Origin of the sequence: Archangium gephyra (genome assembly GCF_049060025.1) — a bacterium.
Classification (GTDB): domain Bacteria; phylum Myxococcota; class Myxococcia; order Myxococcales; family Myxococcaceae; genus Archangium; species Archangium gephyra_A.
The window spans coordinates 6,595,481-6,620,538 of sequence record NZ_JBMEQQ010000002.1 but is presented as its reverse complement, the minus strand read 5'-3'; the positions used below and the strand labels follow the sequence as shown (position 1 = coordinate 6,620,538).

Annotated in this window: 25 protein-coding genes and 1 pseudogene; 13 read left to right on the top strand and 13 right to left on the bottom strand. The window is 69.5% G+C overall.

The features are described 5' to 3' along the window. Positions 1-1,186: 1,186 nt before the first annotated feature. From ACN28I_RS28720 to ACN28I_RS28705, 4 genes are all read left to right on the top strand, one after another. The gene (locus tag ACN28I_RS28720; RefSeq protein ID WP_420945114.1) at positions 1,187-1,915 is read left to right on the top strand and encodes a hypothetical protein; all 729 of its coding nucleotides are present in this window, start codon (positions 1,187-1,189) and stop codon (positions 1,913-1,915) included. Between the two features lie 128 nt (positions 1,916-2,043). Then, the gene (locus tag ACN28I_RS28715; protein WP_420945113.1) at positions 2,044-2,502 is read left to right on the top strand and encodes an SRPBCC domain-containing protein; all 459 of its coding nucleotides are present in this window, start codon (positions 2,044-2,046) and stop codon (positions 2,500-2,502) included. Positions 2,503-2,778: 276 nt separating this feature from the next. Further along, positions 2,779-3,399 (top strand): hypothetical protein, encoded by a 621-nt coding sequence (locus tag ACN28I_RS28710; protein WP_420945112.1) that lies wholly within the window; start codon positions 2,779-2,781, stop codon positions 3,397-3,399. Positions 3,400-3,740: 341 nt separating this feature from the next. Next, a complete protein-coding gene (locus ACN28I_RS28705) occupies positions 3,741-4,910 on the top strand; it encodes a glycosyltransferase family 4 protein (RefSeq protein ID WP_420945111.1) in 1,170 nt (389 codons plus the stop codon). 9 nt (positions 4,911-4,919) lie between these two features. Here the strand turns inward: ACN28I_RS28705 and ACN28I_RS28700 are convergent, their stop codons facing one another. After that, complete coding sequence (locus ACN28I_RS28700) at positions 4,920-5,477, bottom strand: Uma2 family endonuclease (RefSeq protein WP_420945110.1); 558 nt, start codon at positions 5,475-5,477, stop codon at positions 4,920-4,922. Between the two features lie 350 nt (positions 5,478-5,827). On the opposite strand from ACN28I_RS28700, the pseudogene ACN28I_RS28695 reads away from it, so the two are divergent. Both ACN28I_RS28695 and ACN28I_RS28690 read left to right on the top strand, forming a co-directional pair. Continuing rightward, positions 5,828-6,832, top strand: a pseudogene (locus ACN28I_RS28695) (PAS domain-containing protein); the annotation flags it as partial. 148 nt (positions 6,833-6,980) lie between these two features. After that, a complete protein-coding gene (locus ACN28I_RS28690; RefSeq protein WP_420945109.1) occupies positions 6,981-7,373 on the top strand; it encodes a sensor histidine kinase in 393 nt (130 codons plus the stop codon). On the opposite strand, the gene ACN28I_RS28685 is transcribed toward ACN28I_RS28690, so the two are convergent. Together ACN28I_RS28685 and ACN28I_RS28680 are read right to left on the bottom strand one after the other, a co-directional pair. Continuing rightward, positions 7,370-8,131 carry a hypothetical protein gene (locus ACN28I_RS28685; protein ID WP_420945108.1) on the bottom strand — a complete coding sequence of 254 codons (762 nt, stop codon included), beginning with the start codon at positions 8,129-8,131 and terminating at the stop codon, positions 7,370-7,372. The genes ACN28I_RS28690 and ACN28I_RS28685 overlap by 4 nt on opposite strands. Before the next feature lie 145 nt (positions 8,132-8,276). After that, positions 8,277-9,425 (bottom strand): Gfo/Idh/MocA family protein, encoded by a 1,149-nt coding sequence (locus ACN28I_RS28680; protein ID WP_420945107.1) that lies wholly within the window; start codon positions 9,423-9,425, stop codon positions 8,277-8,279. 210 nt (positions 9,426-9,635) lie between these two features. Here ACN28I_RS28680 and ACN28I_RS28675 point away from each other — a divergent pair, with 210 nt between their 5' ends. After that, positions 9,636-10,397, top strand: a complete 762-nt coding sequence (locus ACN28I_RS28675; RefSeq protein WP_420945106.1) for an alpha/beta hydrolase — start codon at positions 9,636-9,638, stop codon at positions 10,395-10,397. Positions 10,398-10,562: 165 nt separating this feature from the next. Next, positions 10,563-11,672, top strand: coding sequence for a sensor histidine kinase (locus ACN28I_RS28670; protein WP_420945105.1), 1,110 nt, complete (start codon positions 10,563-10,565; stop codon positions 11,670-11,672). On the opposite strand, the gene ACN28I_RS28665 is transcribed toward ACN28I_RS28670, so the two are convergent. From ACN28I_RS28665 to ACN28I_RS28635, 7 genes are all read right to left on the bottom strand, one after another. Beyond that, positions 11,669-12,130 carry a hypothetical protein gene (locus tag ACN28I_RS28665; protein ID WP_420945104.1) on the bottom strand — a complete coding sequence of 154 codons (462 nt, stop codon included), beginning with the start codon at positions 12,128-12,130 and terminating at the stop codon, positions 11,669-11,671. The genes ACN28I_RS28670 and ACN28I_RS28665 overlap by 4 nt on opposite strands. 305 nt (positions 12,131-12,435) lie before the next feature. Continuing rightward, positions 12,436-13,158: a hypothetical protein gene (locus ACN28I_RS28660; RefSeq protein WP_420945103.1), complete on the bottom strand. Its 723-nt coding sequence runs from the start codon at positions 13,156-13,158 to the stop codon at positions 12,436-12,438. Next, positions 13,155-14,453 carry a sensor histidine kinase gene (locus tag ACN28I_RS28655; RefSeq protein WP_420945102.1) on the bottom strand — a complete coding sequence of 433 codons (1,299 nt, stop codon included), beginning with the start codon at positions 14,451-14,453 and terminating at the stop codon, positions 13,155-13,157. Before ACN28I_RS28655 ends, ACN28I_RS28660 begins: the two co-directional genes overlap by 4 nt. 50 nt (positions 14,454-14,503) lie before the next feature. Beyond that, positions 14,504-14,818 (bottom strand): hypothetical protein, encoded by a 315-nt coding sequence (locus ACN28I_RS28650; RefSeq protein ID WP_420945101.1) that lies wholly within the window; start codon positions 14,816-14,818, stop codon positions 14,504-14,506. Between the two features lie 68 nt (positions 14,819-14,886). After that, complete coding sequence (locus tag ACN28I_RS28645; RefSeq protein WP_420945100.1) at positions 14,887-15,255, bottom strand: hypothetical protein; 369 nt, start codon at positions 15,253-15,255, stop codon at positions 14,887-14,889. Beyond that, positions 15,252-16,133, bottom strand: coding sequence for a Dyp-type peroxidase (locus ACN28I_RS28640; protein ID WP_420945099.1), 882 nt, complete (start codon positions 16,131-16,133; stop codon positions 15,252-15,254). Before ACN28I_RS28640 ends, ACN28I_RS28645 begins: the two co-directional genes overlap by 4 nt. Before the next feature lie 125 nt (positions 16,134-16,258). Continuing rightward, positions 16,259-16,819, bottom strand: a complete 561-nt coding sequence (locus ACN28I_RS28635; RefSeq protein WP_420945098.1) for a Uma2 family endonuclease — start codon at positions 16,817-16,819, stop codon at positions 16,259-16,261. A 181-nt stretch (positions 16,820-17,000) separates the two neighbouring features. Here ACN28I_RS28635 and ACN28I_RS28630 point away from each other — a divergent pair, with 181 nt between their 5' ends. Next, entirely contained in the window at positions 17,001-18,803 is a 1,803-nt protein-coding gene (locus ACN28I_RS28630; protein ID WP_420945097.1) for an alpha/beta fold hydrolase, read from the top strand. Between the two features lie 33 nt (positions 18,804-18,836). On the opposite strand, the gene ACN28I_RS28625 is transcribed toward ACN28I_RS28630, so the two are convergent. Further along, complete coding sequence (locus tag ACN28I_RS28625; RefSeq protein ID WP_420945096.1) at positions 18,837-19,232, bottom strand: hypothetical protein; 396 nt, start codon at positions 19,230-19,232, stop codon at positions 18,837-18,839. A 349-nt stretch (positions 19,233-19,581) separates the two neighbouring features. Between ACN28I_RS28625 and ACN28I_RS28620 the strand changes: the two genes are divergently transcribed. Together ACN28I_RS28620 and ACN28I_RS28615 are read left to right on the top strand one after the other, a co-directional pair. Then, positions 19,582-20,178 (top strand): DUF3304 domain-containing protein, encoded by a 597-nt coding sequence (locus tag ACN28I_RS28620; RefSeq protein ID WP_420945095.1) that lies wholly within the window; start codon positions 19,582-19,584, stop codon positions 20,176-20,178. Further along, positions 20,138-22,009 (top strand): T6SS phospholipase effector Tle1-like catalytic domain-containing protein, encoded by a 1,872-nt coding sequence (locus ACN28I_RS28615; RefSeq protein ID WP_420945094.1) that lies wholly within the window; start codon positions 20,138-20,140, stop codon positions 22,007-22,009. Before ACN28I_RS28620 ends, ACN28I_RS28615 begins: the two co-directional genes overlap by 41 nt. 55 nt (positions 22,010-22,064) lie before the next feature. Here the strand turns inward: ACN28I_RS28615 and ACN28I_RS28610 are convergent, their stop codons facing one another. After that, on the bottom strand, positions 22,065-22,778 hold the full coding sequence (locus tag ACN28I_RS28610) for an SAM-dependent methyltransferase (RefSeq protein ID WP_420945093.1): 714 nt from the start codon (positions 22,776-22,778) through the stop codon (positions 22,065-22,067). A gap of 17 nt (positions 22,779-22,795) precedes the next feature. Then, positions 22,796-23,557, bottom strand: a complete 762-nt coding sequence (locus ACN28I_RS28605; RefSeq protein WP_420945092.1) for an SDR family oxidoreductase — start codon at positions 23,555-23,557, stop codon at positions 22,796-22,798. Positions 23,558-23,618: 61 nt separating this feature from the next. Here ACN28I_RS28605 and ACN28I_RS28600 point away from each other — a divergent pair, with 61 nt between their 5' ends. Both ACN28I_RS28600 and ACN28I_RS28595 read left to right on the top strand, forming a co-directional pair. Further along, entirely contained in the window at positions 23,619-24,200 is a 582-nt protein-coding gene (locus ACN28I_RS28600; RefSeq protein WP_420945091.1) for a hypothetical protein, read from the top strand. Beyond that, positions 24,148-24,945 carry a DUF4032 domain-containing protein gene (locus ACN28I_RS28595; RefSeq protein WP_420945090.1) on the top strand — a complete coding sequence of 266 codons (798 nt, stop codon included), beginning with the start codon at positions 24,148-24,150 and terminating at the stop codon, positions 24,943-24,945. The genes ACN28I_RS28600 and ACN28I_RS28595 overlap by 53 nt, the downstream gene beginning before the upstream one ends. Positions 24,946-25,058 lie beyond the last annotated feature (113 nt).

Below are 25,058 nucleotides of genomic sequence, written 5' to 3'. Positions count from 1 at the left end.
GCAGCCGCATGAGCGCATCGGGCGAGCGCTTCCACGCGTCGGTGAAGGCGCGCTTCTTCACCATGTCGCCGGGGGGCTCGATGGGGAAGGAGTTGGCGGAGTAGTTGCCGTTCTCGTGGGCCCAGATGTGGTGGGAGACCCAGCACGAGCGCCACGAGGTATCGGGCTCGTAGTGGCGCAGCACTTCGATGGCGAACTGGGGGTAGAGCTCGGGGATGGCCTGGGCGAGCTGGCGCAGGTAGCGCCAGGCGCGGCGCTGGAGGTAGGTGAGGGTGCCGCGGGAGACGTCGCGGGTGCGGTAGGACTCGGAGCGCTCGGTGTCGAAGCGCCAGGCGAGGACGCCGAACATCTCGGCGTCATGGCGGGCCTCGGCGAGCTTGTAGATGCGCTTGAGGCCGCCCCAGAGGCCGTAGCGGAGGTCGGCCTTGCGGGCGAGCTCGAAGAGGACGGCGCGGGAGGCGCTGGTGTTGCGCTCGTAGAGGGAGACGAGCAGGTCCGCGAGGGCGAAGCGTGCGGGGAGGGGGACGTCCTTCTGGGCGAGGTAGCGCTGCCAGGCCTCGCGGGCGCCGGTGTGGCGGGCCTCGGCGCCGCGGCGGGACTGGGACTGGCGCAGGAGGCTGAGGAGCCCGTCGAAGGAGAGGGCGCCCTGGGGGAGCGTCTCGGGCAGCTTGTCGGGCTGCTCGAGGAAGGCCAGCACGGCCTCCGCGAGGTCGGGCGCCTCGGCCCGTGACAACCGCTCCAGATCTGCTGCCGTCAGCTCGTCGCTCGTGGCCATCGGGCGGACGGGTTTAGCACAACCGGACGGTCGAAGCGCCAACGCGTGAGCGCACCGCTCCCTTGAGGTCCCCACTGCCATCTCCTTCTCTCGTCCTTCCGGTTTCCATCCTTGTCCGGCATCGTGGAGTGGTGCGACTCGCCGTCGGCTGGCTCCTCCTGTTGTGGCTCACGGGATGCGCCGCGCAGCCCTTCTCCAGAGCTCCTCGGTGGTATGGGCAGCGCAGTCCTGTCGAAATCGACTTCGAGGCGCCCCCGCCTCAACAGGCGGAGGCTCTGCGCCGCAGCGGCGTCCAACTGCCCCAGGTCTCCGCGCGGACCGTCGACCCAGCCACCAATCGCGCATCATCTCCAACGACCCGGATGCGGAGATCATCCTCCTGATCGTGCCCTGAGGAGCGAGGTTCATCGGATGAGCGAGAACATGAAGGGCCTGCTCCTGGAGGACCGCTGGGCGCCTGTCACTTCGGAGCTGGGATTTCTGGAGACGGATGCGGAGCATGCTGCCCGTGCATTCGCGGCGTGGCAGGGCGGGTTGCTGGCGCCCCGTGGCATCGCCGTGGGGGTATCTCCAGTTCCAGGTACCCTGGAGCAGACCCTTTCCACCCTGCTGCCCCTGAATGATGCGGAGAGGCGGCGGCACCTCTTCATCCCAACGCGCAGTCCCTGGACGGCATACATCGACAACGGGTGGCAGGGGACCGATGCCGCGAGCGCCATGTCCTACATGGCCCGGACGCTGGGCTGCCGGGGGATGCGTGTGGTCGCGGTGCCCCACACCCTTCGCAAGGACAAGGGGCGCTATGGGGCCGTGATGTTCGAGCTGTACGGACCCCGGCAGACGGATTGGCTCAACTACCTGCGCACCCTTTATGTTTCCAACGACGGTGGCCGCTGGGTGTTCGGCCAGTCCGGTGAGCCCTTCCCCTTCGAGAAGCTGGAGCGGTACCAGGCTCGCAAGGTGAGGGACCGATTCACCTTCGAGATGCTCGAGGAGTACTTGCACCACCTGGGGTTGTCCCCCTTCCAGGAAGACTTCTACCTGCCCCAGGGCGCTCCCGCATGGCTCGTGGAGAAAACGGGGCCCGTCGTCTCCGCTCAGAAGGAATACACCCTCGCTCAGGTCCGTGAGGACTTCTGACTTCTGGGTTTCAGGAAGCCTGGGTCCAGCGAGGGGACGGGCGACGGGCTGAGATCGGAGGTGCAGAAGAGGGGCGAGAGGGGTTCCGCGGCTTGAAGGGGAGGAACCATTTCGATTTATGTTCGGACATGAGCTCGACCCGCATCCGCCTCCGTGTAAACGCACCCCGCGCGAGGGTCTATCGTGCGCTTGTCGATGCGCGCGCGATCGCGGCGTGGAGGGTGCCGCCCGGCATGACCAGCCACGTGCATGAGTTCGACCCTCGCGAAGGTGGCGCGATCCGGGTCTCGCTCACGTACGACGCGCCGGCCGGAACCGGCAAAACGACTGCGCACACCGACACGTACCACGGCCGTTTCGTGAAGCTCGTGCCGGACGAGCAGGTGGTCGAAGTGGACGAGTTCGAGACGGCGGATCCCGCGCTGCAGGGCGAGATGACGATCACGATCTCGCTCGCCGATGCGGACGGCGGCACCGATGTCCTCGCCGTGCACGATGGGCTCCCGCGCGGCGTGTCGGCCGCCGATAACGAGACCGGTTGGCGGTTGGCACTCGCGAGACTCGCGGCGCTCGTGGAGGCGGGCTGATACACACGCGACCTGGCTCGTGGAGTCCAGCGAGTGGACGGGCGACGGGCTGAAATTGGAGGTGTAGAAGAGGGGCGAGAGGAGGCACTCGCATGGCGGACGCGAAGCACGGGAAGGACGGGAGGCTGGGCCCGTATCGGCTCGGCAGGCGGCACGAGAGCAAGGACCCGGAGATGGGCCGGCTCTATGAGGCGCACAACGTGCACACGGACGCGCCGGCGTTGGTGCTGGTGCCAGGACCAGGTGAGGGCGGGGGAGCTCGAGGAGGACTGCCAGGTGCGCGTCACGGCCCAGGCCCGGCCACCCTATGTCGCGCTGGAGGTGGAGCAGGCTCCGGCAACAGGAGGACTGGCGGGACTGGCGGGGCTGTTCGAAGTGCTCACCCGCATGATGGAGCGGATGGAGTGGAGCGACGAAGCACGCCGACACCTGACGCACGCGCCGGAGGGAAGGCTGAAGCAGTGGGGCTCGAGTGCGCGCCGGGTGCTGGGGACGGGAGTGGGGTACGGAGTCGTGCTGGTCATCGTGGCCCTGGTGCTGTTGATGGTCGCGGCGCACAGGCAGGCATACGTCGAGAGCCAGCGGGGCGAGCAGCACGAGGCTGGTGGGGTTGCCGTGCAGCTTGATGAGGGCAACCGTGCGCCCACGCTGGTGGACACGGGCGATGTGAGCCCTGCTGGCCTTACCTATCCCCTACCGGCGAAGCCCTTCAGCGACCAGGCGAAGGCGCCGTGTCTGCCAAAAAAGGGGGAGGTGGAGATCAACGGTGGTTGTTGGAAGGCGCTCGAAAAGCGCCCGCCCTGTTATGAGGACGATGCCGAATACCAAGGCAAGTGCTACGCGCCGGTCTCGGCGCGCTCGCGGAAGCCGCGTGAGCCACAGTCCATTCAACCGTGAGCCACTGTGGCCCCCTCTCCCTTGGAATCGCCGCGGGCGAGCTGGCGAAGCTGGACGAGCTGAAGCGATGAAGTGGCGGATGCTGGTGGTGCTGGGGCGCCGTGAGATCGTCGACTTCGCGCACTCTCACGTGATGGGAAAGCATTCTCAGACATGCAATAGCAGACGGCTGTGGAGTCCAAGCGCAACACCGTTGTCTGCTCAGCGACCTTCACGGTGTCTTCGTCCCGGACGGCAGGAGGCGGTGGGCACACCGAGCACTACATCCATCCTCTCGCGCTCAGCGCTCCTCAGAGGAGGCCGATGTGGATGCCCCTGCCCGGTCGGAATGTGTCTCCCGGTTGCGATTGCTCGTCGGGGTGCATGAGGGCGGTTTCAACGGCATCGACACCTACGCGGAGCAGGTCGCGGCCAGTGCCATGGCGGCCGGGCACGAAGTGACACTGGCGGCCACGGCCTCGGCGGCCTCCCGCCTCCGCACGGGCCTCGGACTGGCCGGGGTCCGCATCCTGGAGCTCGACATCGCTCCTCCCGGCCGGTGGGCTCGTCTGGCGGCGCGCTTCTGGCCCCGGCTCGACCGGCTCCGGCTCGAGCGCGGGCTGACCGCGGCCCTCGCCCGGACCGGGCAGCGCTTCGACGTGGTCCACCTCAACCGCCCGGGACTGGCTCCGGCCCTCCGTCCCTTCGCCCGCAGGCTCGTCTCGGCCGCCTGGTTCTACCCGCATGAGCCGGTGCTTCGCGCCCTGGAGACCTGGCGCCATACCCGTGGCGGCAACCTCCTCCGGCGAATGGTGATGACCCTCAAGTCGTTCTCCCATTACCTCGGCGATGTGGAGGGGTACCGCGCCTCGGACTGCGTCGTGGCTCCCACGCCTTCGCTCTCCGCGCAGCTTCGCTCCCAGGGCATCCAGGCCATGCTCTGCCCTCCGCCCGTCCAGATGGAGCGCCCCCACGTGTCCGCGGAGTGGGAAGGTCGCGCGGTGGACCTCAAGCGGCTGCTCGTCTGCAGCGGAGACCTGTCCCACCCGAGGAAGAACCTCCTCCTCGCCCTGGAGGCCCTGCGTGACCTCGCGCCGCGCGGCTGGCGGCTCCAGATGGAGGTGATTGGGAAGAACCCGGAGCGGCTCCAGGCGTTGGCGCGCACCCTGCCGGAGAGCATCGACGTGCGCTTCACCGGGCCGCTCCCGGCCGCGCAGGTGCAGGCCCATATGCGCTCGGCGGATGTCTTCCTCTTCCCGAGTCTCTATGAGGAGTGGGGCTATGCCGCCGTGGAGGCGCTGCTCTGCGGCACGCCCGTGGCCACCTTCCCCGTCTATCCCTTCCCCTTCATGCTCGAGGGCGGGTTGGGCGCGATCGCGGGAGACCTGTCCGCGCGAAGCCTCGCCGATGCCGTGGAGCGGGCCTTCCTGCTGAACGACAGGCCCCGGCTCGCCCTGGCTGCCGAGGAGCGGTTCGGCGGCTCCGTGGTGGCCCACCGACTGACGGAGATCTGGACCTCTCCGCGTGCGTGAGGTCCCGAGTCACCGCCCCCAGAGCGAAGTGAGCTTCAACGGGAGCATCGCGAAGGGTTCGGCGTGCACGGTGGCTTCCCCGCTCCAGTGTCCCTGCCGGCTCCAGCGCCGCTTCTCCAGGCGGTAGGTCTCCAGCGACGTCTGGAGGGGATCCACCAACCACAGGTGGTTCACGCCTTCGCGAGCATAGGCCTTCATCTTCTTCTCCCGGTCCAGCACCGCCGTGGAGGGCGAGAGCACCTCGCATATCCAGTCGGGGGCCAGGGTGAAGGCCGCCGTGTGAGGCATTTCCGGCATGCGCTCCCGGCACCAGCCCGCCAGGTCTGGCACCAGGGCATCGTCTCCCAGGTGCAACTCGGGCTCGAACAGGATGACCCAGCCTCCGGGTCCTCCCTCGCCCTGGTCGAAGCGCCCTTCCAACCACGTCCCGAGTCGGATGGCGGCGCGGGCACGGGGCGAAGCCGGGCGAGGACTCACGTACAACTCGCCATCGACGATCTCCCCCACGCAATTGGGGGGAACGGTCTCCAGGTCTTCGTAGGTGGCTTTGCGCCTCGACCCGCTCATGCCCGGAGCATGGGGAGTCGAAGGTGCCTCTTCAAGCGGCGTCCAGGGACGGTCGATCAATCCATGACCCATGCATCCAGTTTGCACATGACCCGTCACGTTGGCAAACACCACACGACATCGGAAGTCATGTCCAGGCGCCTCGTGAAGGCGGCGAGCGGGGAGGCTTTCGCTTCCCAGCCCCAGGGCATGTGACAGCCGGCCCCGTACGCCCCGACAGGGGTTCGGCACCAGACGCACCCAGTTGTCCTTGGGGACAGGGGAATCGTCGGGTTCCGGACAGCCAGGGCGCGGATTGTTCAGGGGGTGGACTTCTCGGTGGGGGGCCCCGTACCTACTTCCGTCGCCTCATGAACGAGGCACTCGTCCCTGAAGGCATGTCGGCAAGAGTGGGAGAGGCGGTGTGGGAGCCAACGCCCGCTCCTTCGGAGCTTCCTTATAAGGAGCTGTTCCTCTCCCTCGCCGAGGCGCTGCCCGACGCGGTCTTCACCAAGGATCTCCAGGGGCGCTACACCTTCATCAACGGTGCCGGAGCGCGCTACCTCGGCCTGCCCGTGGAGCAAATCCTCGGCCGCACCGACAGCGAGCTGATGCCCCCCGAGGATGCACGGCGCAACCAGGAGGTGGATCGGCGGGCGCTGTTCGCCGGCCATCCCGTGTCCACCGAGATGAGCGAGCGGATGGCGGGTGTCGAGCGCGAGTGGCGCTCCACCAAGGGGCAACTGCGCCGGCCGGATGGGACGATGGTGGGGATGTACGGCCTGGCGCGAGACGTCCTGCCCCATCGGCGGAGCGAGGCGGCCCGCCTCCGGAGCGAGGCGCTCTTCCGGGCGGCGGCGAGCAGCGGCCCCGACGCGTTCTTCCTCCTCCGGGCGGAAGAGGGCGGGGGCCTGCGCATGCTTCACCTCAATGCCCTCGCCGAGTCGCTGCTGGGCCATCAGGGGCGCGGGGCCGAAGGGCGCCTGCTCTCCGACTTCCCGCATGCCGCCTTCATCGCCCCGCCGCTCCTGTGCGAGCAGGTCAGCCGGACGGGCCAGACGCACGACGCCGAGGTGGAGCAGGTGCTGCGCAGGCTCGGCCGCCGCTGGTTCCGCCGCCAGGTGCGCGCCGTGGGCGATTGCCTCGCCGTCACCGTGCGCGACGTCACCGAGCAGCGCGAGACCGAGGCGCGCCTTCGGCTCAACGAGCGGCTGGCCTCCATCGGCCGGCTCGCCGCGGGGGTGGCCCATGAAATCAACAACCCGCTCGCCTTCGTCTCCAGCAACCTCTGCTTCATCGAGGCCGAGCTGCGCCGGCTGCCACTGCCCGAGGAGGACCGGCGCGAGTTGCTGGAGGCGCTCTCCGACGCCCGCGAGGGCAGCGAGCGCATGCGGCTCATCGTCCAGAGCCTCCAATCCCTCTCCCGCGGCGACGCGGCCGTCCTCCAGCCGCTGGCGCTGCACGAGGTGCTGGAGAAGCTCCCTGCGCCTGGCCTCGGGCCGGTGGAGCGGGGGGCGCGAGCTGGTGCGCGACTACGGCGAGGTGCCTCGGGTGCTCGGCAATCCGGTGCAGCTCGCCCAGGTCTTCACCAACCTGCTCGTCAACGCGGCGCAGGCGCTGCCGCCGGGAGGAGGGGAGATCCGCCTGGTGACGCGCCGGTTGGGAGACTCGGTGGCGGTGGTGGAGGTGCGCGACACGGGCTGCGGCATCGCCGTCGAGCACCTCGAGCGCATCTTCGAGCCCTTCTTCACCACCAAGGAGGTGGGCGAGGGGACGGGCCTGGGCCTGTCGTTGTGCCACGACATCATTCGCGGGCTGGGCGGGGTGATGACGGTGGACAGCCTCGTGGGCGAGGGGAGCACCTTCCGCGTCTTCCTGCCCGTGGCGGACACGGGGCAGGAGGAGGCGCGGGGCTAGCGGGAGGCCTGGGCCTTGGCGAGCACGAGGTTGGAGTAGCGCGCGGTGATGCGCAGGTGCTTCTTGTAGAAGAGGAAGCCGCCCTCGGCGTCCACGTGGAGGGTGTCGAGCACCTGGCCCATGCCGGGCTGGGCGCGGAAGTCCATGCGCACCTCCACCCGGTCCGCCATGGTGGGCAGCTCCGTGGGGCTGTAGCTCAGGCGCAGCAGTTGGCCCGAGCTGGGGTCCACGAGCGCCTCGCCCTTGTGGATGGAGGGAGCCTTGCCGTCGGCGCGGGGCTCGAAGCGCAGGCGCAGCCGGTGGGGCTCGCGCGGCTCCGGGCCCGCCAGCGAGAAGCGGTGCTGGGACAGGTGGGAGGCGGCGAAGGGCAGGTTGACGGAGTTGAAGGAGGTGCGGACCTCGCCCTTGCGCTGGCGCTCCTCCAGGTCCTTGCGCAGCGCCTCGGTGGCGTCCTGGCCGTCCTTGCGTGCCTGGAGGAGCTCCCGGTGGTGCTGGCCGCCCTTCACCGTGACGCGGTCCACCCGCTCCTGGGTGTGCTTCACGTTGCCGTCCCCGTCGAGCTCCTCCACGCGCAGGGTGATGGTCACCTGCTCCACCTTGCCGGCGAGCAGCTCCTCCATGCCCCAGGTCGTCTCACCCAGGCGCCGGGCGAGCACCTCGGCCTCCACGGTGGGGGTGGTGCCTCCCTGCGCCTCTCCCCGTGCCTCGAGAGGTAGGGAAAAGAGCAGCAGACCCACCAGGGTGAGCGCGCGACACATGCTGGGCTCCTGGAAGACCCCGCGCGGAGCGGCGGGGGGCGTGGAAGATGCACCACGCCGCGCGCCAGCGGAAGTGGGGATTCCACGCAAGTGGCTCTTCTTCTCGTGGTTCCAACTTCCGAGGATTCTCGCAGGCCGGGAAGCCTCACTCGCTCATGGGCGGCGAGGCGTTGACGGGCTCGGGCGGCTGGGTGGGCGGGAGGCGGTGCTCCTGCTCCCCGGTGGGCCGCCGGCGCTTCTCGAAGGGCTCCAGGCGCACCGGGCGTCCGGTCTCCATGGACTGGTAGAGGGCGCGGATGATGCGCACGTCGGCCAGGCCCTCCCAGCCGCTGGGCTCCACCTCGCGGTCCTTCAGGATGCAGTCGCTGAAGTAGGAGATTTCCGGGCCGATCTGGTCGCGCGCGGGCAGGGTGCGCTTCTTCTTGCCCTTCGTCTCCAGCTCCAGGGTCATCTTCCCCTTGTAGTCGTAGGCGTTCTCCAGGCGGAGGCTGCCCTGGGTGCCCACGAGCTGGTAGGTGGACGTCGACGCGGCGCCGAAGCTCACGTTGAAGGAGGCCAGCCGGTCTTCCGGGAAGCGCATCACCGCGGACACCGCCTCTTCCGTCTCGGCGAAGCGCTCGTCCTTGCCCTGGGCCCTGAAGGCGAACACCTCCTCGGGCTCGGCGCGGAAGAGGTAGCGCGCGGCGTTGACGCAGTAGACGCCGATGTCCCAGGCCACCCCGCCGCCCTTCTCGGCGTCCACGCGGATGTTGGGCGCGTCGATCTGGAAGCTGAAGGAGGAGCTGAAGAGGCGCGGCTCGCCAATCTTCCCCTTGCGCACCGCCTCCATGGCCGCGAGGTTGGCGGACTCGAAGTGCAGCCGGTAGGCCGTCATCAGCTTCACGTCGCTGTCCTCGGCGGCGCGAATCATGTCCATGCACTGCTGCTCGTCGAGCGCCAGGGGCTTCTCGCACAGCACATGGGCGCCGGCCCGCGCCGCGCGCACCGCGTACTCGGCGTGCATCGAGTTGGGCAGGGCGATGTAGACGGCGTCCACGTCGGGCAGCGCGAGGCACTCCTCGTACTGGTCATAGCCGTAGACGGGGACGCCGTGGCGCTTGCCCAGGACGCGGTGCTTCTTCGGGTCCCCCGAGACGAGCGCCACCAGCCGCGAGTTCTTCTTCGCGTTCTTGAAGGCGGGAAGGATCGCATCCTGCGCGAAGTGTCCGAGCCCCACCACCACGTAGCCCACCTTGCGCGCCTTCTGACGCTTGCGCTGCGTGTCCTGTGCTCTCGCCTGCTTGCCAGCCGCCATGTCCGCTGCCTCCTGGAACCTGTCGGCGGGGCAAGCTCCGCATCGCGAGGTGTGGCGACAACCCACCTCGGCCCGCGAGGAGCCCGCGTGTCGGGGGGAGGACGCCGCTGGGGAACGAGGCGTCCGCTGGTGAAGGGCGCGGGCGTCACGATACGCTCCGTCCCCATGTACCGGAGCACCATGTCTGTCGGGAGGAGGTGGAGGGGGCTGGTGGCGGCGCTGCTGCTGGTGGGCGGTTGCAAGCAGGCGAAGGAGCCGAAGTCCGGGGGGGAGAGCGCGGTGGCCGTGGCGCGGGACGAGAACGAAGGCCGGTTGAGCGCGCGTCCGGGCCGTCCCACGGTGGAGGCGCCGGAGCGGGGCCTGCGGCCACTGGGCCTGGGAGGCGAGCGCGATGGGCTGCTCTACGTGCCCGCGAACTACCGGGCGGAGCGGCCCGCGCCCCTGGTGGTGGTGCTGCACGGCTCGAGGAGTGGCGCCCGCGACGGCCTGGCGCCGTGGTTGAAGCTGGCGGACGGGGCGGGGCTGCTGCTGCTCGCGCCGGAGTCGCGGGGGCACACCTGGGACATCGTCCTGCGCGACGGCGGGTATGGGCCGGACGTGCCCTTCATCGACCGGGCGCTGGCCCACGTCTTCGCGCGCTACGCGGTGGAGCCCGGGCGGCTCGCGCTGGCGGGTTTCTCGGATGGGGCCTCGTTCGCCCTGTCGCTGGGCCTCACCAATGGGGACCTGTTCACCCACGTGGTGGCGTTCTCCCCGGGCTTCCTGTCGCCGGGGGTGCAGCACGGCGAGCCGGGCGTCTTCCTCTCCCATGGGAGGGAGGACGCGGTGCTGCCCATCGGGCCGTGCAGCCGGAGCATCCTCCCGCTGCTGAGGGAGGCGGGCTACACGGTGCGCTACCGCGAGTTCGACGGGCCGCACACGGTGCCTCCGGACATCGCCCGCGAGGCGCTGGGCTGGTTCACCTCACCGTGAGTGCGGCCCTGCCCGGACGGGCGCGCGGGGAGCCTGTCAGGTCTGTTACATTCGGAGGGGACCTGCGCGCCGGAAGTCGGGGGGTGGGGCGCACGCCGGGAGCGCACGGGTGAGGAGTGGGTTGGCTCCTGACCCCGGGAACGCAGGCCACGGCTTGGAGGAGGTATGTGGTCACCCGAGAAGGGACAGGAGCCCGGGACGGAGGCGGACCGGGTACGTGCGCGGCTGGACTGGCTCGTGCTGGGCCTGGTCATCGCCACCCACGTGGTGCTGGTGGCCTCCCTCTGGGGCCAGTGGGGGCGCATCGGCATCATCACGGCCCTGTTGGGGGCGGTGTCCTGTCTCAACCTCGCCATCTCGCGGCGCTTCACGGCGGAGCGGGCGCGCAACCAGCTCACGCTGGCCAGCCTGGAGCAGCGCAACCAGGAGCTGGCCAAGGCGCTGGCGGAGCTGGACCTGGTGCACCGGCGCGCCCGGGAGCAGGAGCGGCTGAGCAGCCTGGGCATGCTGGCCGCGGGCATCGCGCACGAAATCAACAACCCGATGAGCTACGTGAAGAGCAACGTGCACACGCTCCATCAGGAGCTGCGGGAGCAGAAGGATTTGCCCCCGGTGTTGCGCGAGTACGTGACGGAGGTGCTGCCGCAGACGTTGGATGGCATCAAGCGGGTGTGCTCCATCGTGACGGACCTGAGGCGCTTCGCGCGAGGGGACCCCGAGGCGCTCATCGAGTACGACCTCAACGAGGAGGTGCGGGCGGCGCTGCGGATGACGCGCAGCCAGCTTCTGCCGCAGTGCGACGTGGTCATCGAGCTGGGGCCGTTGCTGCCGATGCTCGGCCACCCGAGGCAGGTGTCGCAGGCGGTGATGAACCTGCTGCTCAACGCGGCGCAGGCGATGAAGGAGCGGGGCACGGTGTACGTCTCCACGCGGCCGGACGGAGAGGACGACGTGGTGCTGACGGTGAGGGACACGGGGGTGGGGATGGCGCCGGAGGTGCAGGCCAACCTCTTCCAGCCCTTCTTCACGACCCGGCCGGAGGGGGAGGGGACGGGGCTGGGGCTGGCGGTGGTGCACGGCATCATCACCTCCCACGGCGGGCGCATCCGGGTGGAGAGCCAGCCGGGGCAGGGGAGCACCTTCACGGTGCGGTTGCCCCGGGTGCCGCCGATGAAGTTCATCGCCGAGCAGCACGAGCCGGAGCAGCAGCCGGGGGCCTCGACCATCCACGTGTTCAAGAGGCCTCGGGTGGCCCCCGGGACGGCGGAGGACTAGGTGGGGAAGCCGGCCGCGTCCTCCGGAGAGGTGTACTGGGGAGGCGGAGGCTGGATGGGGCGGTGCTTCCAGAGACGCGCGGCGGCCACGCCCCAGCCGGTGACGAGGGCGCCCTCGACGACGGCATCCAGCAGGTACACGGGCGAGATGCGCTGGGGCGAGTAGACGAGGTCCACGGCCGCGAGACTCGCGGCGCTGCCGGCGGCCAGTGAGATGAGCTCGGGGTGGACGCGGCGGCGCAGGCCGGCGGCGAGCAGGGTGCCCCCGACGACGGCGATGAGCGCGCCCACCGTCTTCACCAACCAGCCCTCGAGCTTGGGCCCCGTTACCGCCTCGAAGCTGCGCAGGTGGACGATGGGCCAGAGGCCCGTGGCGAGATAGAAGACGCCCTGGGTGACGGCCAGGCCCGAGGCCAGTGGCCCGGCGTGCTCGGACTCGAGTTGCTCGACTGCCTCCATGTGCTCCTCCGGTGCTCTGAAGGAGGAAGATGGGGATGACCGGGAGAAGGACGCCTGCCCGCTCCCTGTGCTTCCAAGGAAATGAGCCCACTCTCCCCACCTCCTCCCTCTCCCCTCGGGAGAGGGTCGGGGTGAGGGTGCCTGCCCCTGTTCTCCTGACCCGTGAACCGGAGTGGATCCGTGCTTCCTCCGTGATTCAGCACGGCTCCGGGAGGCAACCCGAGTGATTCCGGCACCCTCACCCCGTCCCTCTCCCGGGGGGAGAGGGGAAGTTGGGGCAAGTAGGGGAACTGGAGGACCCAGCGCTAGGAAGAGAGAAGCGGCTCCACCTTCCGCAGGACCGCGTCCAGGCACGCGAGGCCCTCGTGGCGCACGGTGTCCACCGCCTCCCGGGCCCAGGCCAGCACCTCGCGCCGGTCCTCCTCGGGCATGCCGTGGAAGCGCGGGTCCACCGAGCGCACGTCCTCGGCCACGTGGGCCGCCACGCCCAGGCTGCGCCCCACCGCCACCGCCCGCCCGGCCCGGGCCGTGCCCTCCCACAGCACCCGCAGGTAGAGCGCCCACTGCTGTCCGGCGATGCCCTCGGCCACCTGCTTGAATCGCGGCGCCGTCCACGCGGCCGTGCGCACCTCGAGCACCTGCAGGCCCGCCGCCGTCGCCATGTCGTCCGCGGCCTCGGCCAGCACAGGAGCGGAGAGTTCCGCCCGGGCCAGCGTGGCGAAACACAGCGACTGCAGGGCGAACTGCACCCCGGGCCCCAACCGCTGGGGCTGCTCCAGGTACGTGCACTCGCCGTCGGCCAGGTCATCCGCGAGGTTCGCCGCGCACGAGCACAAAAACAGCCCCGCCGCGCGCCGCAGCAGCACCGCGCGCCCGAGCCCCGCTTCGGCGCCCGCCGCGTACAGCAGGGCGAGGGGCCCGGGCCGCCCCGCCTCCATCGCCGCCAGCACGTCCCGCTCGGCCTCTCCCGGGAGCCCGTGCCGGCGCAGCGCGCGGAGGGCCTCCTGGAAGACGGCGCCCGCGCTCATCTCAATTCCCGTGGCAGCAGGATGCGCAACTGGGCTCCTCCGGTGGGCCGGTTGTGGCGCTCCAGCGTGCCGCCGCTGGCGCGGATGAGGCACTCGGAGGTGTACAGGCCCAGCCCCGTGCCGTTCGGCTTGGTGGTGGACAGCCCTTCAATGGGGGCCTGCAGCTTGTCCGCGGGGAAGCCCGGGCCGTCATCCGCGATGAGCAGCTCCAGCCGTCCGCTGTACGGCTCGGTCCGCGCGAGGATGTCCACCGTGGCGGCCCCCCGCTCCCCATTGCCCTCGCACGCGTTGAGCACGAGGTTCTCCACCACCCGCCGCAGCGTGGTGGTGCCCCCGCGCAGCAGCGCGTGCGTCGCCTGCTCCTCCACCTTCACCTGGATGTCCACGTCCGGGAAGCGCCAGCCCAGGCTGGTGCGCACCGACTCGAGCACCGGCACCAGGTGCACGTTCTCCGGCTCGTGGCTCACCGAGCGCCGCCCCTTCTGGCGGATTTCGATGACCATCTCGCGGATGCGCGTGAGCCCCTCGTTGAGCTCGCGCACCAGCTCCTCGAATTCGGCGCGGGGCAGCGTGTTGCGCTGCACGCCCATGACGGAGAGCATGTCCGCCGCGGCGCTCACGCTCATCAACGTGTTGTTGATGTCGTGGTTGTAGCCGAGAATCTGCACCAGGGCCTGGGACAGCCGGCCCACGTCGCGCTCCTGCTGCTCGAGCATCTGCGCCTGGACGGCGGCGCGCAGTTGCTCCGTCTCGGCGCGGGCCAGGTCGTGCTGGAGGGCGAAGCTGCCCGCGTACAGCTCGAGGAGGATGGCCAGCGGCGCCATGACGGCGAAGAGGGCCACGTGCTGCTCGCTGCTCGCCAGCAGCGCCGCCAGCCCCAGCGCCACCGCCGTGCCCAGCGCGAGGAAGGGCTGCGAGGGCGCCACGCGGTGGAGCCGGCCGTGGTAGCCGGTGGTGAAGAGCAGCACCGCGGCGAACACCATGGCTCCCGGCATCTGCGCCATGGCCATCAACGCGGCGAGGTAGAACTGCAGGGCGGCCGTCCCCACCACCAGGTACAGCCAGCCCCACCACTCCAGGCGCTGACGGCCCCGGTGCAGCAGCGCGAAGCCGATGCCCAGCACCAGGCTCGGTGCCAGGCACGCCATGCCCATGGGGAAGTCCAGTGCGAAGAACTCCTTGGCCCCCGGGGCCCACACCGCCAACGCCAGCACCGCCGGGATGACCAGGGCGAAGCTCAGCCACGCCTGCAGCGACGAGGCGGCCAGCACCTCCTGGGCGTCCTGCGAGCGCACCCAGCGCCTGAAGGAGTCTTGGACGGGCCGGCGCCAGCGGGCGGGAAGGTTCATAACGTCGCGGTCAGGTAGAAGCCCGCTGCCTTGTTGATGCTGTTGGCCTCGTGTCCCACCTGCTCCACGCGGCGGTTCAGCTCGTTGAAGATGTCCGGGTTGCCCCGGTGCACCACCTTCACCTCCACCGTCCCGCCGGCCAGCACCTGGTGGATGGCCTCCAGGATGGGCTTCACCTCGGGGCTGATCTCCAGCGCGCCGTCGGGGCCCTCCACGGCGCCCAGCTCCTGGATGCGCATCAGGTACTCACTGAGCGAGGAAGCCACGTTCAACCCCACCACTCGCGGACCACGGATGTCGTTGTAGCTCATTGACGCCTTGCCTCCGCCGGTCCAGCGGACCGGACTGTTGTCTGCTTGATTCGGGGGGGGGGGACTGTTCAGGGGCGCGGGGCGTGGGGACCCGGCGTGGAGAGCAGGGCCTCCAGCTCGCGGCGGCCGAAGGGCTTGGGCTGGAACCACTGCTGGCCGGGCTGCTCGATGAAGTCCGGAGGGCAGTGCGTGCCGGAGATGAGGACGCGGCGCGCGTGGGGCACATGGGCCTCGGCCCAGCGCAGGAAGCCGGTGCCCGTCTCGCCCTCCTCCAGGTGCTGGGCGGCGAGGATGACATCCACGGCCGGTTGCGCCGCGAGGGCCGCGCGGGCCTGGGCGGCCGAGGAGGGCCGGAGCACCTCGTGGCCGAGCACCTGCAGGGTGCGCTCCAGCCCCCGGGACACCCGGGCATCACAGTCCAGGACGAGCACCCTCATGGCGTGGCCTCCTGGGAGGAGGCAGGGGCCTGGAACCAGTCCCGCGGGGGCGCGAGGTAGAGGCCGCCGCCCACGGCCCTGGCGTAGCGGAGCATGGCATCCGGAGTCTGGCCCCCCACACCCAGCAGCGCGTCCAGCGAGCGCTGGTAGTACTCCGGGTCCGCGGAGGCGGAGACGAAGGCCAGGCCCTCCTCGCCCGCGTGGCGGAAGGGGAAGCCGCGGCGGATGAGGAGCTGGTTCTCCCCGGCGCCGGAGGCCCGCGCCCGGTGGATGTGGGCCTCGGCGGGCGCATCGGGGACGAGCTCCCCGTCGCGGGTGCGGCCCACCACGCGCTCCTGGGCCGGGGGCTTGAGCAGGCCGAAGCGCTCGATGTCCTGCTGGAAGCGCAGGTAGAGCAGCCACGAGGCGCCGGCCAGGGGGCCCGAGGGCACGAGGGCGGCGCGCCGCACCTGCTCGCGGGTGGGACGCAGCAGGCCGTCCCGGAAGCCGAAGGCGTCACGGCCCTCGCCGATGCGGCCGCCGAGCACCTCCTCCTCGAGGTACAGCACCGCCTGGGAGAGGGCGTGCACCCGCCGCAGGGCCCACAGCAGCAGCTCGCGGCCATTGGCGCTCACCTGGACGAGCACGTGGGACTGGGTGGACGGGAAGCGCGCGGTGGGGCCCTCGCGGGGCAGCAGCGCGGCATGCTCGGGCGCGCCGGGCACCAGCGTGGGCTGCAGGCCGAGCACCATGTTCAAGCCCCCGGCCGCGCTCAGCTCGGCGTGGAGGGCGGACACCACCTCGCGCAGTTGCGGCAGGGCCACGTTGCGGCTGAGCCGGAGAACGACGACAGCACTGAAAGCACCAGGCGAGTGGAAGAGCCCCTCTTGTGGCTGCATCGCTGTATCCCCCCCACCCTCGCGCCGATGCACCGGCACGGAGGGTTTCGTGTACCGCCAAGGAGAACCCAACGGGTCTCGTGATGTCAAAGGGGGGGCGCGAAGAATGTCAGGTGCGCGTCGTCTCATTCCTCCCAGAGGATCGCCACCTCCAGCTCGAATGCCGCGAAGGGCTCGGCGCGAACGGAGACCTGGTCCGCGTGGGATTCCAGGGGGTGGTAGCGGGAACCTTCTAGACGGAACACCTCCAAGGTGCGGGCGTCCGGATCCAACATCCACACGTACCGCACGCCCGCGCGCGCGTACACGAGCGGCTTGGCCTTGCGATCCAAGGCGCGTGTGGAAGGAGAGACCACCTCGCACACCCAGTCGGGGGCGAGCGAGGTGGCCGCCCTGCGGGGAGTCCGGCGCATGCGCTCGCGCCGCCAGCCCGCGAGGTCGGGCACGAGCACGTCCTCGCCCAGGCGCAGCTCGGGCTCGCTGAGCAGACGCCAGCCTCCGGGCCCGCCCCGTCCCTTGGCGAAGGGGCCCGACAGCTCCCCGAAGAGTTCCGCGGCCGCCATCGCATACGGAAGGGCGGGCGCGGGACTGACATACAGCTCTCCATCGATGAGCTCTCCGACGACGTGCGCTGGGAGCGCCTCCAGGTCCGCGGATCGTGCCTTGCGTGGTTGGCTTTCACCCATGGCCGGAGTCTACACCCTACTTGACGAATAGGGTAGTGTTTCCCTTCCAGAAAGGTAATCCCCAGGGAAGGGGAGGCGGACGGCCACCCGCTGCCCGCTCATTCGCGAGGCAGCCGTGCGGACGTGGAGGGCTGCCGGGCCTGGAAGCACCCCCCATCTTCCGACCGGAGGAGGCGCGTCCATGGCCAGTCCCAAGCAGGTGAGCGAGCACGAGGCGCAAGGAGAGGTGGAGCGGGTCCTCCACGAGATGAGGCGGACGCTGCGGGTGACGGGGCTGGACGTGACGGTGCGCACGTGGGCGGGCTTCGAGCGCTTCCTGGTGGCCATGTGGGAGGCGATGGGGCCGAACACGGAGACGCGGGCCTTCGAGGCGGCGGCGGACGAGGTGAGGGCGCAGGCGGTGGAGGCCGCCGGGCGCCTGGGGCGGCTGGGCGCGTGGGAGGCGGCGCTGTTGGGGGAGAGCCAGCGCTACCACGTGCGAGGGGCGCTGGAGCTGTACCACTACCTCAACCCGAAGATGCTGGTGTTCACCTCGGCGGTGAAGCTGGCGCTGCAGGACGAACCGGTGGGGGCGCTGCAGCCGCTGGGGAGCGCGGAGCGGATGGAGCGGGGGGCTCCGGCGCGGATGAGGGCGATGGAGGAGGTGGAGGAGCGGCCGGACGACGCGCGGCTGCGGAGCCTCTTCAAGGACATCGAGGAGACGGTGGGGCCGCCCGTGCTGCCGGGAGAGTTCCGGGGGCTGGCGCTGTGGCCCGGCTACCTGGAGGCGGCGTGGGAGCGGCTGAAGCCGCGGCTGCGGACGGAGGAGTGGGCGCGCGCGTGTGACGCACTGCTGGAGACGTCGAGGCGGCTGGCGAGGCGGCTGCCGTACGAGGTGGCGTTGTCGAAGGAGCGGTTGGAGGTGCTGCGCGAGGACGCGGAAGCTCATCCAGCGGGTGACGGTGCAGTGCGAGTGGCGGCTGCCGGTGCTGGTGATGGGGATGGCGACGCTGGTGGAGGACGTGGGAGACCTCGAGCGGCGGCTGCCCTTCCCGGCGGAGGCGCGGCTGGTGCCGGACTTCGTGGTGGGGGAGGAGCTGCGATGAACTGGCGCGAGTATCAGGCGAGGCAGCGGGTGGTGGAGCTGGGCCACCGGTTCATCAGCTACGTGGACGAGGGGAGGGGAGCGCCGCTGGTGCTGCTGCATGGGATTCCCACGTGGGGCTTCCTGTGGAGCGGGCTGTTGCCGGCGCTGTCCCTGACACACCGGGTGTTGATTCCGGACCTGTTGGGGTACGGGTACTCGGACCGTCGCGAGGGCTTCGACCGGTCCATCGCGCGGCAGGCCGAGGCGCTGGATGCGTGGATGGACCGGCTGGGGGTGGAGGACGCGGTGGTGGTGGGGCACGACATCGGCGGAGGGATTGCCCAGCACCTGGCGGTGCGCTTCCCGCGGCGGGTGTCGCGGCTGTGCCTGATGAACAGCATCTGTTTCGACTCGTGGCCCATCGAGATGATGGTGCAGTTGGGGCACCCGGCAGTGGTGCGCAAGCTGTCGGCGCAGGCGGTGCAGCGGATGTTGAAGGTGGCGCTGAAGCGGATGGGCTTCGCGACGGCCCCTCCGGACGGGCTGGTGGAGGGGTTGCTGGCGCCGTACGCGACGGAGGTGGGAAAGACGTCGCTGGTGCGCGACGCGGCGGCGCTGGACACCAACCAGACACAGGAGCTGGTGCCGAGGCTGCCGCACATGGCGGTTCCCACGCGGGTGGTGTGGGGCGTGGAGGACACCTTCCAGCCGGTGAAGTGGGGCGAGCGGCTGGCGTGGGAGATACCGGGAGCGAAGCTCGTGCGGGTGGAGCGCGCGAGACACTTCGTCATGTGGGATCAGCCGCACGCGGTGATGACGGCGCTCTACGAGTTCCTCGGGATGGAGGAGCGGCCCCGGCTGGAGGGCCTGGAGCCGCGGGACGCGGAGGTCCCCTCGCTTCAGGGACCGTTGATCTGAGAGGGCCCGAGCCTCGGTGGGTGCTCGCGTTCCTCACCAGGGATCGTTGCCCAGCTTCTCCGCGGGGGTGGGCGTGAAGGTCGACTTGAAGGCCGCGCCCGCCGTGTTGAGCGCCGAGCCGAAGGCCTCCACCGCGCCCTGCTTCACCTGGCCCGTCGAGAAGCTCTCGAAGGCATCGCGGCCGAAACCCTTGGCCTCACGCAGATGCGCGGTGATCTCGCTCATCGCCCCCGTCTCGACCTTCTGCACGTTGCCGATGACGCCCTGGGCCGACTGCTTGGAGATTCCCACCCCGAAGCCGTCCAGCAGCTTGTTCACGCCATGGACCTGGTTGGCGTAGTCGCTCTTCTTGCCCTGGGTGACCTGGTGGATGTCCATGCGCAGGGGGTGGTTCAGCTTGACGCCAGAGGTGAGCTTGTTGATGGGCATGGGAGTCGGTTCCTTCGAGTGGCTGGGGCCGCATTCGCGGCGGACAGGCGTACCCGGAGCACGGGGTGTGCCAACCTCGAGCGCTCCTCCAGGGGCCCCGAAAAACGCCCACTTCCCCCGGGAAGTGCTCGCGGACCGGGCCTGTGCTGGTGATTCCAGTCACCACCTGGGGCCTGGGAGGGTGATGACTCCAGTCACCAGGGGGGACTCCTGTCACCATCCGCGCCCTTCCACGCGTTGACAGGGGGGGGGCCCTTCTTGAAGATGGCCCGGCGGGGCGATCTGGCTCGCGCCCGGCATCCCTGTCTTGGAGGACGAGGGCTGTCGGATCTTCGCGGGCCGAGGGGGGATGATGAAGATCGGGCGTACAGGAAGGCATTGGGTCCGGGTGGCCCCGCGCGTGGTGCGCTATGGCGTGCTGCTCGGGGCGCTCGCGGTGCTGGCTGCCTGCAAGAAACCGAAGACCGACGAGAATTCAAGCGGACAGACGGGTCAGGCCGCTGAAGCACCTCCCAGCTACGAACCCGTCTCGCTCACGATCGTCGGCTTCAACTACACCGACCTGTACATCGACAGCTTCGAGGTGAACAGCGTGGGCGGGGGCAACATCGTCGTCAGCACTCCGACCTCAGGGGGTGGAGGCAGCACGTGTTGCGCGACCTGGTTTCGGGGCAGGACGACTCCATTGCCGCTGAAGATCAAGTGGACGCGTGACTTGAAGCGCTGGTGCCAGAAGGAAATACAGACATCTGGCCCGATACCCGCCAACCCCACTCACCTGGGAGTGCATTTCTTTCCCGATGGACGGATCGAGGCCGAGCTCTCGGAGGGCTATCCGGAATTGAAGCTCCGGCTGGAAAGCGTCAGTGCTGGTGAGCGCAAGGAGTCGGGAAATACCGTGATGGATGAACAAGTCGCCAGGTGCCAGGATGCCTATCCCTACTGAGCAGAAGACGCGGGCCCTCTCGAATCTGGGCAAGTCCGCCTCGCTCGCGTATATGCGGACCGATGTGACCACCCCAGTGCCATCCGCGAAGGGCGGTGTTCTCCAGTGCCCTGTCAATCCGGAGGGCCTCTCGGTCACCTTCTTCTTCGACGGCACGGGCAACAACCTGGACGCGGATCTCGCCAATGGCGAGCACAGCAATGTGGCGCGATTGTACCGGGCTCATCGTGAAGACCCAGCCCAGGGAATCTTCCGCTACTACGTCCCCGGTATTGGCACGTACTTCAAGGACATCGGCGACCCCGGCGATGAGCTGCGGGGAAACGTCGCTGGCGGCAAGGGCGAAGCTCGCCTCCAGTGGGCGATGCAGCGCATGGACGAGTGCATCTCGCGGAGCAAGGGCCGCAAGATTCACCTGTCCCTGTTCGGTTTCTCCCGTGGAGCCACGCTGGCGCGCGCTTTCGCCCTGCGCATCGCCCAGCGATGCCTGCGCGCGAATGATGACAGTTGGCTCATCTCACTGGGCCAGCGCGCGTATCCCATCCGGCTGTACTTCATGGGCCTGTTCGACACCGTGGCCTCGGTCGGCGTGCCGATGAGTGCGAACAACACACGCTCCCAGGTGGCCGGTCTTTTCAGCACACGATTCACGATGATGGACCGCAGCCAGACGGATCTCATCAACCTCGCCTTCGGCAATGCGCCGGGCGCGGATCCGGCACCAGGGCCGGCCGACGGCCATATGGATTGGGCGAAGGACCTGCACATCCCCGAAATGGTGGAGGACTGTCTCCACATGATGGCCGCCCATGAAGTCCGCAACTCCTTCCCGGTGGATAGTGTCCTCCAGGGCGTGCACTACCCCACCAACTGCCGCGAGATGGTCTATCCTGGCGCTCACTCGGACGTGGGCGGGGGCTACCGTCCGGGTGAAGGGGCGCGGAGCCGGACGAATGGCTCACTCCTGAGCATGATTCCCCTGAGGGCCATGCGTGAGCAGGCGCTCCGGGCTGGAGTGCCGCTTCGGACGGACCTCCCCAACATCAAGAAGGACTTCGCGGAAGATCCTGGCGGCAAGGATGCCTTCGAACTGCTCTGCCAACGATTCACGGGCTACATGAGTGCTGCGGGCTCAGGCGGTAAGCCATTGGGCACCATGATGCTGTCTCACATGGCGCTCTACTTCCAGTGGCGCTTCCATCGGATTGCCCGGGACAGGAAGGACAGAAAGGCCGACCGTCCGACCAAGGATGAAGCCCTCTTTCGAGAGTTCCAGAGTGGCTGGAAGATCGAAAAAGCCGCGTTGGCGAAAGAGACGGAAACGCAAAGGCGCAAGTTCGTCGAAGCGGTAACTCACGCCAGCAGACTCAAGATGTCGCACGGGGCGAAGCACAAGCAGATGGCCATCGAGAGGGCGGAGGACACCGAAGCTCTCATGAAGAATGAGTACCTCTCCATCAAGGCGCGCCTGGATACGATGCCCAGTTCGGATGGCTCGTTCCTGGACTACCTGGAACTCTACGATGAGCAGCTCATGGCGGATGTTCAGGCCGTCCAGTACTGGGTGAAAAAATATGGAAGGCAGAAGCTGCGCCCCCACTACCAGATGATGCTCGAGGCCTTCGAGGCCGAGCAGCGCGGGATGGGGTTGCGCGACCAGGGAATCATCCAGTTCTTCGACACCTACGTTCACGACTCCCTGGCGGCATTCGCCATGGACGCGACCCTGCCTTCCGACCCTCGCGTCATCTACATCGGCGCTGACAACAAGTTGCCGTACGCGATGAACAAGCTGCCGGGCCGGGGGTTGCCCACCTCGGCTCTGGGCTGAAGCGCCCGGCATGATGGGGCCCGACCGGCCCCGGTCTGCCTCGACAGGCCGCGGCTCACTCGTCCCCGTCACCCCCCTCGGGTTCCGGGCCCTCCGGGGGCTCCGAGTCTCCGATGGGCATCTGGAGCGCCCGGGCCTTCTTCGCGCGCTTGCGGCTGAGCTCGACGCCCACGGCCTCCAGCCCCAGCCAGTTGGCCACGGCGAGCACGGAGCCATGGCCGCAGAAGGGGTCCACGATGGTGCGCGTGGGCGTGTTCTCCAGCACGTACCGGCAGGCGGCGAGACACGCCTGTACGCCCATGCCGCGGGTCCACGTCACCTCGCCGGCCTGGGGGAGCACATCGGCGGTGGACTTCGAGAGATCCGCGCGGAGTCCTCGCGAGAAGCACAGCATGTGCGAGTACGCCGGCCGCCCGTAGGTGATGCTGCCGGGCGGGGTGCGGCAGACGACCTTGTGCCAGAGCAGCGAGTGCCCGAGCTGCTCGGCGGCCTTCTGGACGAGGTAACCCTTGTCGACCCAGGTCCCGTCCTTCTTGATGTCCGTCTGGTAGAAGATGGTGACGCCGTCGTCCGGGCAGCGCGAGAGGACGAGCGACGCGGTGCGGACGAACCAGTCCTTCCACTCGGCGAGCGAGAGGGAAGGGAACTCGGACACGTCGGGCATCGAGGTGATGAGCGAGCACCCGGCGAGCACGCCCTGGGCCTCCAGCCACGCGAGGGCATCCGCGCAGTGAACCGTCCGCTTCCCCTGTGTGGGTGCCTGCTCCACGCGGTGGCTCCCGGCGCTCAGCGGCGCTTGACCGAGAAGGGGCCGAAGCCCTGGTCGGCGGGCATGACCTCGACCACGTTGATGTTCACGCGGGCGGGGCGGGTGACGGCCCAGAGGACGATGTCCGCGATGTCGGCCGCGGTGAGGGCCTCCATGCCCTCGTAGACCTTGCTGGCGCGCTGGGCATCGCCCTTGAAGCGCACGAGCGAGAAGTCGGTCTCCACCATGCCGGGCTGGATGTCGGTGACGCGCACGCGCGAGCCCACGAGGTCGGCTTTCAGGTTCTCGGAGAACTGGTGCACGAAGGCCTTGGTGGCGCCGTAGACGTTGCCACCGGGGTAGGGGTAGCTGGCGGCCACCGAGCCGAGGTTCACCACGTGCCCGCGGTTGCGCTTCACCATGCCGGGCAGCAGGGCGCGCGTCACGTAGACGAGCCCCTTGCAGTTGGTGTCGATCATCGTCTCCCAGTCGTCGAGCGACGCCTCGTGAGCGGGCTCGAGACCCAGGCCGACACCGGCGTTGTTGACGAGGACGTCCACGTCGGCGAACCCGGCGGGTAGCGCGGAGAGGGAGGCCTCGACGTCATGGCGCGAGCGCACGTCCAGGACGAGGGGGTGGGCGGGGTTGGGGAGCTTCGCGGCCAGGGCCTCGAGCCGGTCGCCGCGGCGGCCCGCGAGCACGAGCTTCGCGCCCGCCTGGGAGAGCGCGAGCGCGCAGGCCTCGCCGATGCCCGCGCTGGCGCCGGTGACGAGGGCCGTCCATCCTTGAAGGGTTTGCATGGGGCGCGGATTCTAATGAGGCGCGGGAGGAGTGCACGCCTTCGCTGTAGGCTGGCCCCCCATGACGCCACCTCGCGGGCTCAACGCGCTGCACCTGCACCAGGGCCACCCGGACTTCCTGGACCTGCCATGGCATCTGCCCCTGGAGGAGTGGCGCCCGGACGTGTGCTCCCGGATGGTGGAGGTCCCCCGAGGCCTCTCCCGGCACACGGTGGTCTTCGTCAGCTACGGCGCCCACATCTACGCGCTCAAGGAGCTGCCCCTGTCCGTGGGGCAGCGCGAGTATGACGTGCTGCGCGGACTGGAGGAGCGCCACCTGCCGGCGGTGACGGTGGTGGGACTCGCCCGGGTGCGCGCCCTGGGCGAGCCCGGAGACGAGGTGGCCATCCTCCTCACCCAGTACCTGCCCTCGTCGCTGCCCTACCGCGTGCTCTTCATGAACAAGGGCCTGGAGCGCTACCGTGAGCGGCTGCTGGACGCGATGGCCAGCCTGCTGGTGCGGCTGCACCTCGGCGGCTTCTTCTGGGGGGACTGCTCCCTGTCCAACGTCCTCTTCCGCCGCGACGCGGGCGAGCCTCCAGGCGTACGCGGTGGACGCGGAGACCTCGGAGCTGCACCCGAAGCTCTCCGACGGCCAGCGTGAGCTGGATCTGCTCATCATGGAGGAGAACGTCACCGGAGGGCTCGCGGACCTGGCGGCGATGGTGGAGCTGCCCTCGATACTCGACGTGTACGAGACGGCCCCGAGCATCCGTCAGCGCTACGAGCGCCTGTGGGCGGAGATCAACACGGAGATCTCCATCACGCCCGGGGAGAGCTACCGCATCCACGAGCGGATTCGCGCACTCAACGAGCTGGGTTTCTCGGTGGGCGAGGTGGACCTGGTGGCGAGCGGGGATGGGAGCCAGCTCCGGATGCGGACCATCGTGACGGACCGCGAGTACCACCGGCACCAGCTCCACAACCTGACGGGGCTGGTGGCCGAGGAGCGGCAGGCGGCGCTGTTGCTCAACGAGGTGCGCGAGCTGAAGGCCACGCTGACACGCGAGGTGAACCGGAGCGTGCCCTTGAGTGTGGCGGCGTTCCGCTGGCTGGACGAGCGCTTCCGGCCGACGTTGAGCAAGCTGGAGCGGGAGCTCGGTCCGGCGGCGGACGAGGCCGAGCTGTACTGCCAGGTGCTGGAGCACAAGTGGTTCCTGTCGGAGCGGGCGAAGCGGGACGTGGGCCTGGAGGTGGCGGTGAAGGGGTACGTGGCGCTGCGCCGCGAGCAGCCCGCCCTGGCGCTCCTGCGCTCCGCGAGCGCCCCGTTGCCGGAGGTGGAGGCCGGCGCCGAGGCTCGCGCGGACGTCACGCCGGAGCTCCCCAAGGTCGCGGCGGGACGGGGCTGAGTCCGCCGCGTTGCCCTCGGGAATCCGAGTGGGGCTCGCGGAAAACCCAGGCACCCGCCACCAGACGCCCCACCATTTCGCGGGGTTGCGGATGGTCCGGGGCCTGCAGGGTG

Bases quoted from the DNA above. Each gene is read 5' to 3' on its own strand.
- ACN28I_RS28700 (WP_420945110.1), bottom strand. From the start codon at position 5,477: ATGAGCGGGTCGAGGCGCAAAGCCACCTACGAAGACCTGGAGACCGTT.
- ACN28I_RS28625 (WP_420945096.1), bottom strand. From the start codon at position 19,232: ATGCCCATCAACAAGCTCACCTCTGGCGTCAAGCTGAACCACCCCCTG.
- ACN28I_RS28715 (WP_420945113.1), top strand. From the start codon at position 2,044: ATGAGCTCGACCCGCATCCGCCTCCGTGTAAACGCACCCCGCGCGAGG.
- ACN28I_RS28650 (WP_420945101.1), bottom strand. From the start codon at position 14,818: ATGAGCTACAACGACATCCGTGGTCCGCGAGTGGTGGGGTTGAACGTG.
- ACN28I_RS28720 (WP_420945114.1), top strand. From the start codon at position 1,187: ATGAGCGAGAACATGAAGGGCCTGCTCCTGGAGGACCGCTGGGCGCCT.
- ACN28I_RS28620 (WP_420945095.1), top strand. From the start codon at position 19,582: ATGATGAAGATCGGGCGTACAGGAAGGCATTGGGTCCGGGTGGCCCCG.
- ACN28I_RS28670 (WP_420945105.1), top strand. From the start codon at position 10,563: ATGTGGTCACCCGAGAAGGGACAGGAGCCCGGGACGGAGGCGGACCGG.
- ACN28I_RS28660 (WP_420945103.1), bottom strand. From the start codon at position 13,158: ATGAGCGCGGGCGCCGTCTTCCAGGAGGCCCTCCGCGCGCTGCGCCGG.
- ACN28I_RS28665 (WP_420945104.1), bottom strand. From the start codon at position 12,130: ATGGAGGCAGTCGAGCAACTCGAGTCCGAGCACGCCGGGCCACTGGCC.
- ACN28I_RS28635 (WP_420945098.1), bottom strand. From the start codon at position 16,819: ATGGGTGAAAGCCAACCACGCAAGGCACGATCCGCGGACCTGGAGGCG.
- ACN28I_RS28640 (WP_420945099.1), bottom strand. From the start codon at position 16,133: ATGCAGCCACAAGAGGGGCTCTTCCACTCGCCTGGTGCTTTCAGTGCT.
- ACN28I_RS28630 (WP_420945097.1), top strand. From the start codon at position 17,001: ATGGCCAGTCCCAAGCAGGTGAGCGAGCACGAGGCGCAAGGAGAGGTG.
- ACN28I_RS28645 (WP_420945100.1), bottom strand. From the start codon at position 15,255: ATGAGGGTGCTCGTCCTGGACTGTGATGCCCGGGTGTCCCGGGGGCTG.
- ACN28I_RS28680 (WP_420945107.1), bottom strand. From the start codon at position 9,425: ATGGCGGCTGGCAAGCAGGCGAGAGCACAGGACACGCAGCGCAAGCGT.
- ACN28I_RS28685 (WP_420945108.1), bottom strand. From the start codon at position 8,131: ATGTGTCGCGCGCTCACCCTGGTGGGTCTGCTGCTCTTTTCCCTACCT.
- ACN28I_RS28600 (WP_420945091.1), top strand. From the start codon at position 23,619: ATGACGCCACCTCGCGGGCTCAACGCGCTGCACCTGCACCAGGGCCAC.
- ACN28I_RS28605 (WP_420945092.1), bottom strand. From the start codon at position 23,557: ATGCAAACCCTTCAAGGATGGACGGCCCTCGTCACCGGCGCCAGCGCG.
- ACN28I_RS28615 (WP_420945094.1), top strand. From the start codon at position 20,138: ATGAACAAGTCGCCAGGTGCCAGGATGCCTATCCCTACTGAGCAGAAG.